The sequence below is a fragment of the Planococcus dechangensis genome, from assembly GCF_042654465.1.
GTDB classification, from domain to species: Bacteria; Bacillota; Bacilli; order Bacillales_A; family Planococcaceae; genus Planococcus; species Planococcus dechangensis.
Genome location: NZ_JBHSGL010000005.1, coordinates 1,545,974 through 1,559,942 on the forward strand (window position 1 = coordinate 1,545,974; position 13,969 = coordinate 1,559,942).

Annotated in this window: 8 protein-coding genes; all 8 read right to left on the reverse strand. The window is 48.0% G+C overall.

Annotation, left to right across the window (positions count from 1 at the left end; genetic code table 11):
• Positions 1-129 precede the first annotated feature (129 nt).
• On the reverse strand, positions 130-1,575 hold the full coding sequence (locus ACFO5U_RS10810) for a DEAD/DEAH box helicase (protein ID WP_377279076.1): 1,446 nt from the start codon (positions 1,573-1,575) through the stop codon (positions 130-132).
• 82 nt (positions 1,576-1,657) lie between these two features.
• Positions 1,658-3,529 (reverse strand): alpha-E domain-containing protein, encoded by a 1,872-nt coding sequence (locus tag ACFO5U_RS10815; protein WP_377279077.1) that lies wholly within the window; start codon positions 3,527-3,529, stop codon positions 1,658-1,660.
• Positions 3,530-4,987 (reverse strand): circularly permuted type 2 ATP-grasp protein, encoded by a 1,458-nt coding sequence (locus ACFO5U_RS10820; RefSeq protein WP_377279078.1) that lies wholly within the window; start codon positions 4,985-4,987, stop codon positions 3,530-3,532.
• A gap of 161 nt (positions 4,988-5,148) precedes the next feature.
• The gene (locus ACFO5U_RS10825) at positions 5,149-5,646 is read right to left on the reverse strand and encodes a hypothetical protein (RefSeq protein ID WP_377279079.1); all 498 of its coding nucleotides are present in this window, start codon (positions 5,644-5,646) and stop codon (positions 5,149-5,151) included.
• Between the two features lie 120 nt (positions 5,647-5,766).
• Positions 5,767-6,681 (reverse strand): HD domain-containing phosphohydrolase, encoded by a 915-nt coding sequence (locus ACFO5U_RS10830; RefSeq protein WP_377279080.1) that lies wholly within the window; start codon positions 6,679-6,681, stop codon positions 5,767-5,769.
• Positions 6,682-6,768: 87 nt separating this feature from the next.
• A complete protein-coding gene (locus ACFO5U_RS10835; RefSeq protein WP_377279081.1) occupies positions 6,769-7,239 on the reverse strand; it encodes a hypothetical protein in 471 nt (156 codons plus the stop codon).
• Between the two features lie 294 nt (positions 7,240-7,533).
• Positions 7,534-9,021: a glutamate synthase subunit beta gene (locus ACFO5U_RS10840; RefSeq protein WP_377279082.1), complete on the reverse strand. Its 1,488-nt coding sequence runs from the start codon at positions 9,019-9,021 to the stop codon at positions 7,534-7,536.
• 63 nt (positions 9,022-9,084) lie between these two features.
• Positions 9,085-13,668 carry a glutamate synthase large subunit gene (gene gltB / locus ACFO5U_RS10845; RefSeq protein WP_377279083.1) on the reverse strand — a complete coding sequence of 1,528 codons (4,584 nt, stop codon included), beginning with the start codon at positions 13,666-13,668 and terminating at the stop codon, positions 9,085-9,087.
• Positions 13,669-13,969 lie beyond the last annotated feature (301 nt).

The following is a 13,969-nucleotide window of genomic DNA, read 5'->3' on the forward strand; positions in this document are numbered from 1 at the left end:
AACTTGTTGTATGTAATTACGGTATCTTTTCACCCATTTCGCCCCACCTATTTCCAGATAAAAACCCTTTATAAACCAAACAAAAAAAGCCTTCCCATCAGCAATTTTTGCTCTTGGGAAGGCATTTTATCATTTTCGGGCTTTATGGACTTTCAAGGTTTTGCCTTTGACGGTTTTATCTTTCATGGCTTTCAATACAAGGGTACCTTTACCGTTCAGGATGTCGATATAGGTGACGCCATCTTGAATTTTGATGATGCCGATATCTTCTGCGGTGACTCCCGGTATGCTCGTCAAGGTGCCGACAAAATCGATGGCGCGCAGCTTTTTCTTTTTGCCGCCGTTGAAGTACAGCTTCATGATGTCTTGATTGAGCGCCGCTGCTTTATGCTTTTTCGGTTTTTGGCGGCTCTCGATTTTTTCTGAGAACGCGGGTTTAGCCAATGCGATCTGCTCTTTGGACGGTCGTTCTACTTGCGGAATCTCAAATCCTAGATAATCTTCTGTTTCTTTCAGGAATTTGTCCTCAAACGGCGTGACGAAAGAAATTGCCTTGCCGCTTTTTCCGGCACGGCCCGTGCGCCCTGCCCGGTGCACATAGCTTTCTTTCTCGAGCGGAAAGTCGTAATTGATGACATGGGTGATGCCATCGATATCGATGCCGCGTGCCGCGACGTCTGTCGCCACCAGATAACGGAATTCGCCGCGCCGGAAATCATCCATGACGCCGAAGCGGTCTTCTTGCGTCATGCCGCCGTGCAGTTGATCACTCGTGTAAAACAAGCGTTCGAGACCTTCTGAGACTGCATCGACTTGGTCTTTCGTCCGGCAGAAAATGATGCAGCTGTCCGGGTTTTCAACGACCGTCACATCGCGCAGCAATTGGAATTTTTCTTGTTCTTTCACCACATACAGCGAATGTTCGATGCGCTCTTCCAAAGTGTCGGCCGCTTGTATGCCGATATAACGCGGCGATTGCATGAAATCACGCTGCAGCTTCTCCAAATGTCCTGGGAATGTTGCCGAAAACAGCATCGTCGTTCGTTCTTTCGGAAGCTGTTTGATGATTGATTCCACCTGTTCGATAAAGCCCATATTGAGCATTTCATCCGCTTCATCCAGCACTAAATACTCGATTTTCTCAAGCTGCAATGTACCGCGCTCGATATGGTCGAGCACACGTCCTGGAGTTCCGACAACGATATGGCATTTTTGCTTGAGCTCTGCTTTTTGGTAGGCGAAGGGCTGCTTGCCGTATACTGCGGCTGCCTTGATACGCTTGAAGCGGCCGATATGGGTGATGTCTTCTTTCACCTGGTCAGCGAGCTCGCGCGTCGGTGTCAAGACCAGCGCTTGGGGTTTGTTTTCCTCCCAATCGACCAGCTCACAGAGCGGAATGCCGAATGCAGCCGTCTTACCGCTGCCCGTTTGGGATTTGACGGTCAGGTCATGTTTTTCGAGAGCTGCCGGAATGACTTGTTGCTGGACTTCTGTCGGTTCTTGGTAGCCTAATCCTTCGAGCGCTTTGACGATAGTGTCGCTGAGGCCGTAAGCTTTAAATTGATTTGTGTTCATAATTTCTCCTTCTCCGTTCATCTGTCTTATCCTTTCATTATGGCACGGATTGGGCAGTTTTACAGTTAAGCGATTATTGGCATTATTGGTCGAGCAGGCTGACCGACACCTTCACATCAAGTGATTGGCTGCCGCCTCTGTATACACCCTGGACCGGACTGACATCGTTATAATCACGTCCAGTACCGACGCGGATATGGTTTTCCAGCGCTTCGACATTGTTTGTCGGATCGAGCCCTACCCAGCCGATGCCGGGCACCATGACTTCCACCCAAGCATGGCTTGCTGCATCGCCGACAAGCGCTGAATCTTCCCCCACGTACAAATAGCCACTGACATAGCGAGCGGGGATGTTTTTGCTGCGCAGAATGCCCAGCATGACGTGCGTAATGTCCTGACAAACACCTTTTTTGAGATCAAACGATTCACTCGCTTTTGTCGTAACGGTAGTTGATTCGCCATCATAAGTGAAATGGTCGAACAAATATTCCATAACTTCTATTGAATATTGGACTGGATTGGTCATCTTTCCAAGTTCGCGGTCAATCAGTTCCAACTGCTCTGGCAGGATGTACGTATAGGCGGTATTGCTCAAATACGCCATGTAATGCTCAGCAAACAATTGGGAATGGAAGATGATGTTCATTTCCCGCGAATAGTCGATGCGATGGATGAACGGGCTTTTCTGGATGCTGACGATCGATGTCGCCTTCACTTCGAGGTGCTGATGGTGTTCGGCGATGAAGAACGTCTCGACATTATTGCCGAAAATATCCACATGGTTGGTCGTCAAAGTCGCCGGCGTGATATCCGCACGGTAAGACAACAGGCGTTGGCATTCATCGGTTCTCGGCTTCAGGCGGATCGTGTTCATGCTTTGGTCGACGATGGTTTCGTATTGAAAAATATTGGTATGTTCGATTTTGTATTTCATAGAAGTTATTCCTTTCGTCTCCATCCCTTGGGATTGGAAGGCCACAGCCGACTCCGCTTCCGGATCGGTCAGATAATATGTGCTTGAGAAAATTCTGCTGATGTCATTGCAGCCGTCCTGAAAACGATTTAAGAAATGCATCAATTCATCGGAATCGAGCGCTTCAATATCTGTTTCATTAAATGAAGTCCGTACTTCATCAAGCTTGGCATACAGCTCCCATGAATAATGCGACACTTTGCCGGATTCAAGTTCTTCCACCGCTTCTCTTACATGGTCGAGGCAATAGCGGATCGATCTTGGAAAACTTTTATCGGAGATGAGGAAGTCGAGCACTTTTTTCGGTTCCATGCGCGGCGGATTGTTTTGCAGATACGCGCTATAGCCATTGGTCATCCTCAGCGCCGCCAGCCAGAAGTGATAATCGTCCGTATTTTCTTTCCGGAGCCGCTCATGGGTCCGTTCGCATACGACATTTAAAATGCGCGCTGTCTTCTCGGCCCGTTCAAGCCATTTGCCGATCTTGATCATTTGATACGCCACGCCGCGGGACATCGAAGATTCAACAATTCCTTGGGAGATGAGCGAAGTCGTCTTCACTTCCTCCAAAAACTTCTTCGTCTCGCGGACTGAGCAATTTTCCAAATCAATATCCTGCAAATTCAAATAAGCCCGGTTCCACGTTTCCCAATAATCATCCGGAATATGGTCTCGGCTAATTCGCGCATTTTCCCGGACGACCATCGCACAACTGGCGACCGAATTGGCATTTCCGCTCGATACTGCCAAATGCTGTACAAGCTCGGTTTCTTCATAGGACGGATTTTGTTTGATTTCACGCATCGTTTCCGTGGAATCACAAATTTCGAAAATCAGCCGCCAATCCGAATCGCGCACCAGTTCTTCGTCCGCCGCTTCAATCATCTGCAGCAATTGCACATCGAGGATGCGCGCATTATTCTCCGCCCGCTCGACGTTTCGTGACATCCAATACAATGAATTCGCAACACGGCTTAACATCTACGCATCCTCCCTTTCATCTTTCTTCTTAAACACCCATGTGTCTTTTCCACCGCCACCTTGTGAGGAATTGACGACAAGTGATCCTTCTTTGAGCGCGACACGCGATAAGCCTCCCGGCAATACATGCGTCTTCTTTCCTCTCATGACGAATACGCGGAGATCCACATGGCAAGGGTAAAACTGGTCGCCCTGATAAGCCGGTGCACGCGATAATTTGATCGTCGGCTGCGCAATGTATTGATGGGGCGCTTCAAGAATTTTTTCCCTGAACTCTTCGATCAGCTCTTTGGATGCGTGCGGCCCGATAAGCATGTCATAGCCGCCGGATGCGCCGACGTTTTTTACGACAAGCTGATCTAAACGCTCCAATACCCATTCCCGCTCGTCCGGTTTATCAAGCAAATACGTTTTGACATTATCGATGATCGGCTCTTCCCCTAAGTAAAAGCGGATCATTTCAGGTACATACGCATAAATCGCTTTATCGTCCGCAACCCCGTTGCCGACTGCGTTCAAGATGGCGACATTGCCTTGATGGTAAGCTTCCATCAATCCACGAACGCCGAGTGTGGAATCTTCGCGGAACGCTTCAGGGTCCAGGAAATCATCATCGATGCGCCGGTAAATGATATCGACGCGCTTGAGTCCACGGATCGATTTCATATAGACGATATTATTGCGGACGACCAGATCGCGCCCTTCGACGAGATCCATACCCATTTGCTGCGCTAAAAAGACGTGGTCATAATAAGCTGAATTATACATGCCCGGCGTCAATAGAACCGCTAGTGGCTTGTCCTTCACCTTTGCCGGGGCATGATCCAAAATGGACTCATGCAAAAAGCTCATTTGGCGTTCGAGCGTCTGCACCGAGTGATTCACAAAAAACTCCGGGTACACTTGGCGCATGACATAGCGGTTCTGATAAACGTAGGACAAGCCGGACGGGTTGCGCAAATTATCTTCGAGCACATGGTATTTACCATGTTCATCACGGATCAAGTCGATGCCTGCCAGAAAAATGTGATTGCTGAGCGGAATTTTGGTGCCTTTCATCTGCTTGCCGTAATAATACGGATTATCTTCCACCAGATACCGCGGGACAATCCCGGCTTCTATGATTTCTTGCTTGTCGTAGACATCCTCTAAAAAACGGTTGAGTGCTTCTGCCCGTTGCGTCATGCCTTTCTCTACGACCTCCCACTCTTCAGGAGGAATGATAATCGGCACAAAATCAAATGGCATCGTCCGTTCAGTCCCAACATTATTATGATAAACCGTGAACGTAATGCCTTGGCGGAGAAACGACAATTGCGCCGTTTCATGTTTCTCGCGCAGCTCATCTTCTGAAAATCGTTTCAGTACATCGTGGAACGTTTCATAATGGGCTTTCGGTTTTCCTTCAGGTGTAAACATCTCATCAAAAAATGGACTGGTGCTGTAGTTGTTGAACACGTGGCCGAACCCCCTCGTCATGATACCGCCAGTAATAACCGCTGCCTTAAAAGATATGAATTTTCTGTCTACTGGAAGGAAAGAAAAAACTATGCCCTTGCTCGGCATAGCTTCTCTTTGTTTTATTATAACCGAAGTTATTTTTTGAATGTTTCATTATTTCACGATTTGTCAGTGGAACCATCATTTTCCGAATTCTTTTTCAATGATTCAGTATAGGATGTGCTGCCGCCGTATACACCGCCGCTTGGCTTGTCTGTACCAGTGCTAGATGCATCTTTCGAGAACGTATCCTTGTCGGTTGAAGAATCGGTGCTTTTCGTGTCGCCGACTTCATCCTGAACCGTCTTATTCGCTTTATCGAGCGCGTCTTTTTCCTTGTCCATCATTTGCTGCTGCTTTTCGATCGTTGTCTTCACTGTTTCTACCGCCTTATCGATATGAGGCTTCACTTTATCGACCATGCCGCCTGACTGTTCATTGAAACGATCAAGATTCTTTTTGATGTTTTCTTTAATATCGGCTGTATTTGTTGAGCTACCGCCAGCGCTTTGTGTGCTGCTTGTTTCTGATTTTTTCTGGGTCATCGCTGCCCCGATTGCCGCACCTACTCCAAGCAATACAAGTTTACTGAAAAATCCACCTGATTTTCGTGCCATTATATAATCTCCTCCTCAATTTATAAATCTACGTGTAAGTAAGTATAGACGGATTTGCCTATTTTTAAACATCCATTCCCTGAAATGGAAAAAGAATGTTCGCTTGAATACGAACATCCTTTAAGGAGTATCTATCAGTTTACCTTCTTCAATTAACACTTGTTTGAAAGCGATGGCCACTTCCGGATCATATTGGATGCCGATGAGCCGTTCGATCTCAGCCATAGCATATTCAGGGGTGAATGCCGAGCGATAGGCACGGTCTTCTGTCATCGCATCAAATGTATCGCAGACACCGATGATTTTCGCTTCGACGAGAATCTGGTCGCCTGTGAGGCCGAACGGATAGCCGCGGCCGTTGACACGTTCATGGTGTTGCTCGACAATATCCGCAATGTCTTTATAAGGTGTATCGCGGATCATCTCCGCTCCATCACCAGGATGCTTTTTCACCAGCGCAAATTCCTCATCCGTTAGCTTGGATGGCTTTTTCAATACTTCTTCCGGAATATTGATCTTGCCGATGTCGTGAAGGATCGAGGCAAGGAACAAGGCCTCGACTCGTTCTCTAGGCAACTTCATCATCGCAGCAGTTTTTACGGCATAATTAGCAACGCGAGAGCTATGATTAAAAGTATAGCGGTCTTTATGCTCTACTTTTTCACCAATTTTACGAAGTTCCGCAATAATCTTACTGACATAATGAAAGACAGGAACTGTTGAAACTGATAATAAGGTCACCGTCTCCGTAACTATGAAATACACGGGCATTGCGAGCTCATTACAAGAAAAGAAATCATCTTTTCCAAGATTGATATCTTTCCCGTCGATTTCCGCTTGAATTTCCCCTTCTAATATATAGTAGAATTCATGAGCTTCCGTGGCTTCGCTTGGAATCAAGATAAAAGTTTTATCTTTTAAAATAGTCTGTTTCATTAATTCAAGACCGCCACCCCTGCCCAGTAAAGAAAGCGTGGTAGCTCCATTTTCTACTTGTTCCAGATAGCTTCCCTTTGAAATATCCAAGCCTTTCACAAATTCACATCCCCTGAAATATAAAAAATGAGAGTAAAGTTTCCTCTACTCTCATACTACTCTTTTTATCAACTATCTACAATATACTTACCAAGCAACTACGATAATCGGATCGATAAGCGCAGAACGGTCGCCGAACTGGACATCTACATAGACCATTTCCACTTCAAGGCCTGCAGCAGTAGCTTTTGCCATTCCTTTTACAGTCATCTTTTCAGCTTTCACTTGAAGATCCGCGATGAGTGTTGTGATTTGCTCTTCGTATTTCGCTGTCAATTGTGCCTGTTTTTCAACATCAGTTTCTTTTGCTAGCTTTGCTGTATATTGCGTGTACAGCTTGTCAGCTTTTTCTTGATTTTTAGCGATTTCCGCTTCGATCTTCGCGTTCACTTTATTGACTTCCTCGATTGCTTTAACTACGTCAACGCTCATTCCTTCTTGATAGCTGTAGCTTGGTACTTCATCAACTATTTTTACTTCTGATGCAAAAGCTCCGTTGCAAATAGATAAAATCATCATGAATGCCAATGCGATAGCTGCAATACTTTTCTTGAACATGTGAATTCCTCCTGAATGAATAATTTTGTGGGAAACTGTCGGATAACTGTAGTTTTTAAAGCTTTCGCTTCACACACAACCGACCGATAGTCCTACATACACTAGTATATACAAACTAGGACTTTTGCACAATATCTTGAGTAATAATTTACATTAAATAAATATATTAAATATTACAAATTATTAGATATTTTTTTGTCATATTTATTTTCATTAACTTTCGTGACAACTCTCTACACAAAAAGAGCCCTCGAGTATTCACGCGAGGGCTCTTGCCATTTTCATTTGTTGTGTCTAAGGCAGTACAGTGCTTCCCATTAAATAACGATCGCATTCTCTTGCCGCTTCCCGACCTTCATTGATCGCCCAGACAATTAAGCTCTGGCCTCTGCGCATATCGCCTGCCGCAAAGATGCCTTCAACATTCGTACGATAATCGCCATACTCAGCTTTGACGCGTGAATTGGCATGCGTTTCTACATTCAATTGATCGATGAGCCGTTGCTCCGGCCCACTAAAACCGATGGCAATCAAAATGAGATCCGCTTTCCAGACTTTTTCCGTACCCGGAATTTCTTCACGGATGCGGTTGCCCTGCTCGTCAATTTTCAGTTTGACGTTGACGGTGTGGACTTCTTTTACTTGCCCGTTTTCGTCGCCGACAAACTTTTTGGTCATGACGGCATATGCACGTGGATCCTCGCCAAACGTAGCTGCCGCTTCTTTATGTCCATATTCCACACTGTGGACTTTCGGGTATTGCGGCCACGGGTTGCCTTTTTCGTCGCGGATTGCCCCTTTTTTGTCATAGACATCGAATTGCACGAGACTCTTGCAGCCGTGGCGCACAGAAGTCGCGAGACAATCCGTCCCGGTGTCGCCACCGCCGATGACGATGACGTCTTTGTCTTTTGCCGAAATATAGTTGCCGTCAGCCAAATCGGAATCCAGCAAACTTTTCGTGCTCGAGTGAAGAAAGTCCATCGCAAAATGAACGCCCTTTAAGTCGCGCCCTTCCACATCGATGTTGCGGTGGACGGTCGCTCCCGTACACATAATGACAGAATCGAAATCATCACGCAGTTTTGTTGCCGGGTAGTTTTTGCCAACTTCGACATTGGTGACGAATGTGATGCCTTCTTGCTCTAAAATTTTAATGCGGCGCAGTACCATATCATAGGGCAATTTCATTTCAGGAATACCATAAGTCAGCAAACCGCCGACACGATCGCTTTTCTCGAAAACAGTGACGCTATGTCCTGCTTTGTTCAATTGTGCTGCCGCAGCTAGCCCCGCAGGACCGGATCCGACGACAGCCACTTTTTTGCCGGTACGGTGTTTTGGCGGGTTTGGAACGACCCAGCCTTCCGCAAAGCCGCGTTCGATAATCGAACGTTCGACAGTGCGTATGGCTACAGGCGGTTCGTTGATACCAAGTACACAAGCCCCTTCACAAGGCGCCGGACATGCGACACCGGTGAATTCCGGGAAATTATTCTTCAGATGTTCACGGTGCAGCGCTTCTTTCCACTGGCCGCGGTAAACGAGGTCGTTCCATTCCGGTATTAAGTGATTGACTGGACAGCCGGTCGTACCGTTATCTAGCTCCATCCCTGTCTGGCATGTCGGGACGCCGCAGTCCATGCAGCGCGCCCCTTGCTTTTGCACTTCTTGCTCGGAAAGCGGGACTGTGTAATCGTTCCAGTCACGTGTGCGTTCCGCTGGGTTGCGTTCTTTAATTGTTTGACGGTCATATTCCATAAAGCCGGTTATCTTCCCCATCGTTTCCCTCCAGTTCGCATATTTTCCAAGCGTTTCTTTATGAAAATCGGTTCTGCCCGGCAATTACTTGCCGGCAGAGACCATTTTGCTTTCTTCGAATGCCGCCATTTCGGCGTCAAATTTACCCATGCCGCTGTCTTGCAGCTTGCTGATGCGTTCATTGATTTTCAAATACGCTTTTGGAATGACACGGATGAATTTCGCCGAGATAATATCCCAGTGATCCAACACGCGCTTAGCATTCAGGCTGCCTGTGTAGCGGACATGATTTTCGACCATTTCTTTCAGTTCAGCGATTTCATTCGGATCCGCTAGCGGCTGCATGTGAACCATTTCGGCATTGCAACGTTCGCTGAATGTCTCGTTTTCATCGAGAACATAAGCGACTCCGCCTGACATGCCCGCTGCAAAGTTTTTGCCGGTCTCGCCAAGTATGACGACACGCCCGCCGGTCATGTATTCACAGCCATGATCCCCGACGCCTTCAACAACTATTTTCGCGCCGCTGTTGCGGACTGCAAAACGTTCACCGGCGATGCCGTGGATGTAAGCTTCCCCAGCTGATGCCCCGTAGAACGATACGTTGCCGATGATGATGTTCTTCTCCGGCAAGAATGTCGAGTCTACCGCAGGCTTGACGATGATCTTGCCGCCCGATAAACCTTTTCCGACAAAGTCGTTGGAATCGCCGATCAGTTTGAGCGTCATACCTTTCGGGATAAACGCCCCAAAGCTTTGGCCGGCAGACCCTTGGAAGTGCAATGTAATGGTGTCTTCCGGCAATCCTTCCGCCCCGTACTTACGGGAGATGGCACTGCCGATAATTGTACCGGTCGCACGGTGGATATTACGGATAGCGGTTGACACTTCAACTGGCTCTCCAGTTTCGATCGCGTTTTCACAGCGCGGCAATAGCTCCTGTGCGTCAAGTGTCTGGTGCAAGCCATGATCTTGCTTGATCGTGGCGTAGCGGCCGACTTTCTCCGGCAGATCCGGCTGGTACAGAAGTGCCGACAAATCAAGGCCTTCCGCTTTCCAATGCTTGATCGCCTTGTTGGTCTCCAGCACATCGGTGCGGCCGATCATTTCATTGATGGAACGGAACCCGAGCTCCGCCATCAGTTCGCGTGCTTCCATAGCGATAAAGCGCATGAAGTTCGCCACGTGATCCGACTCGCCTGTATATTTTCTGCGCAGCTCCGGATTTTGCGTCGCGATGCCGACTGGACATGTATCCAAGTGGCAGACGCGCATCATCACACAGCCGAGCACGACAAGCGGTGCGGTCGAAAAGCCGTATTCTTCAGCTCCGAGGAGTGCAGCCGTGACGACATCGCGCCCAGTCATCATCTTGCCGTCCGTTTCGACGACGATGCGATCGCGCAGGCCATTCAATAGAAGCGTCTGATGCGTTTCCGCGAGCCCGATTTCCCATGGCAAGCCCGTATGCTTCAAGCTGGTTTTTGGTGCAGCGCCAGTACCGCCGTCATAGCCGCTGATCAGGACAAGGTCTGCACGGCCTTTTGCGACGCCTGCTGCAATTGTGCCGACACCGACCGCAGACACCAGCTTGACGCTGATGCGTGCTCGCGGGTTGGCGTTTTTCAAGTTGAAGATCAGCTCAGCCAAATCTTCAATCGAGTAAATATCGTGATGCGGCGGCGGTGAAATCAATTCAACGCCAGTTGTCGAACCGCGCACTTCAGCAATCCATGGATATACTTTCTTGCCTGGCAAATGCCCGCCTTCTCCAGGCTTCGCTCCTTGTGCGACTTTGATCTGGATTTCGTCGGCATTGACCAAATAATGGCTCGTGACGCCGAAACGGCCCGAAGCGACTTGCTTGATGGCGCTTCTGCGGTTGTCGCCGTTGTCATCCGGGATAAAGCGGGAAACTTCTTCTCCGCCTTCTCCGGAGTTGCTGCGGCCGCCGATTTTATTCATCGCGATCGCCAGCGCTTCATGAGCCTCTTTACTGATTGAGCCGTAGGACATGGCCCCTGTTTTAAAGCGTGCACAAATTTCTTCGACCGTTTCGACTTCTTCAATCGGCACCGGTGTGCGATCTTTGAATTTCAACAACCCGCGCAATGATTGCAAGTTTGCTTTTTCATCCGTCAACAGTTTGGAATATTTTTGGAAAGTGCTGTAATCGTTCGTCCGGCACGCTTGTTGAAGCGTGTGGATCGTCATCGGATTGTATTGGTGGTCTTCCCCGTTTTCACGGTATTGGTATTCATCGCCAGCCTCCAGCGCTGCCTCTGATCCTTCGCGCACCGGATAAGCGGAGGCGTGGCGCAGCAATACTTCTTTGGCAATGATATCAATGCCGATACCACCAAGGCGCGAAGACGTGCGAGTGAAGTATTTGTCGATTACATCCATATGGATTCCGACAGCTTCAAAAATTTGCGCGCCGCGGTAACTTTGGATAGTTGAAATGCCCATTTTCGACAGTATTTTAATAATCCCATCCGTCACAGCGTTCACATAACTCGCTTCCGCTTGCGCAATCGTCATGCCGTGGATATCGTCTTTGGCTACCAATTCCTCAATGGAACCAAATGCCAAATACGGGTTAATGCCTTCTGCCCCGTAACCGATCAGCATGGCGAAATGATGCACTTCACGCGGCTCTGCGGATTCCAGCAAGATGCTCATGCGCGTGCGCGTCCCTTGGCGGATCAAATGATGATGAAGGCCTGAAACCGCCAAAAGTGCAGGAATCGCTGCGCGTTCACGGTTGACGCCTCGGTCAGACAAAATGACCAATGTTGCGCCTTGTTCGATCGCTGCGTCCGCTTCTGCAAACACCGCCTCTAGGCGCGCTTCCATCGCTTGTGCGCCTCCGTCTACATCAAATAGAATCGGCAAAGTGACCGCTTGGAACTCAGGCAAGTTTTGCTGGCGCAAACGCTCGAATTCCGCATTTAAAAGAATCGGCGTTTCGAGCCGGATATGCCGTGCGCTTTCTGCTGTCGGCTGCACCAAATTGCCTTCAGCGCCGATCGTCGTTCTCGCTGCCGTGATAATCTGTTCACGGATGGCATCGATCGGCGGGTTGGTGACTTGCGCAAACAATTGCTTGAAATAGTTATACAAAAGCTGTGGTTTTTTCGACAAGACCGCAAGCGGCGAATCGTACCCCATCGAACCGACCGGATCTTTCCCATCGGATGCCAGCGGCTTGATGATTTTCTGGACTTCTTCTTGCGTATAGCCAAAAGCAAGCTGCTGCTTGAGTAAACCTTCGCCGTTTTCGTGCTCTACGGATTTCGGTTCCGGTAAATCAGCCAGATCGAATAAATTGTTTTCAACCCAATCTTTATACGGCAGTTCTGATGCAATTTGCATTTTGATTTCTTCATCCGGCACGATTTTCCCGGCTTCTAGGTCGATCAACAGCATTTTCCCTGGGCGCAGGCGGTCTTTAAAGACAATATCGTCGGAAAAGATATCAAGCGCGCCAACTTCGGAACCAAGCACAATCATGCCGCTTTTCGTAATGTAATAGCGGGCCGGGCGCAAGCCGTTGCGGTCAAGGCAAGCGGCGATTTGGCGTCCGTCGGTAAAGACCAATGCCGCCGGGCCATCCCATGGCTCCATAAGTGTGCTGTGGTATTCGTAGAAATCACGCTTTTTCTTATCGATTGATTTGTCGTTGACCCATGGTTCCGGCACCATCATCATCGCCGTATGAGCCAGTGAACGTCCTGACAGATGAAGAAATTCGAAACAATTATCGAACATCGATGAGTCGCTTCCGGTTTCGTCGATGACCGGCATGACTTTTTGCAAATCCTGTTCATTGAAGTATGGGGAACTGCAAGCCACTTGGCGTGCACGCATCCAGTTGACGTTTCCGCGCAAAGTATTGAACTCACCGTTGTGGATGGAATAGCGGTTCGGGTGGGAACGCTGCCAGCTCGGGAACGTGTTCGTACTGAAGCGGGAGTGGACAAGTGCCAGCGCCGATTTGAATTCGGGGTGGTTGAGGTCGATGTAGAAGGAGTCCAATTGTTCCGGGATCAACATGCCTTTATAGACAATTGTCCCCGCAGACAAGCTGCTGAAATAAACATCCTTAAACTCTTCCACGCCGCCCATTTCCTGCTCGATGCGTTTGCGAATAATGTACAGTCTGCGTTCGAGATCCATGCGCGACTCCATCTCCGGTGAAGCGCCGATGAAAAATTGGCGAATAACGGGCTTCGTTTTCGCTGCCACTTTCCCGACAAACGAATCGTTGACCGGAACAGGACGCCAGCCGAGTGACTCTTGGCCTTCTTCTTTTACAATTCGCTGGATTACTTCTTTCGCTTTCATGCGCAGATCATAATCCTGTGGCATAAAAATCATGCCGATCCCGTATTTGCCTTCTTCCGGAAGTGCGATATCTTCTTTTTCACATTGTTTCAGGAAAAACCGGTGAGGAATCTGTGTCAGAATCCCAGCGCCATCTCCTGTGCTCGTGTCGGACGATTGGCCGCCGCGATGCTCCAAGTTACAAAGGATATTCACCGCGTTTTGAACGATGCTATGCGATTTTCTGCCATCTATATTAGCAATCATCCCAATGCCGCAAGCTTCATGCTCCTCATCAGGATGATACAGTCCTTGTGCGATCGGATACTCTTTCTTACTCAATAAAACCGCCTCCTTTAACGCGCTAATTTGTCATAATATTATGATAGTATATCATATAACTGAATATATATACAATTGCATTTTCTGAAAAATTTCGCAAGTGCTTGAAGATTCATTGAAAATCCAGTGTTTTTCCATGAAACCGCTTTCAGGTATGAATTAACGAATTTTTCTTTCTATTCGTTTTTTGTGTATATTGATACAGTATTTTATACACAATACTGGTTCATATGTTTTGTGGCGGTCTTTCTAATAGGTAGAGTTTAAAATTTATTTGCACTGAAAAGTTAGCGGAACAGCT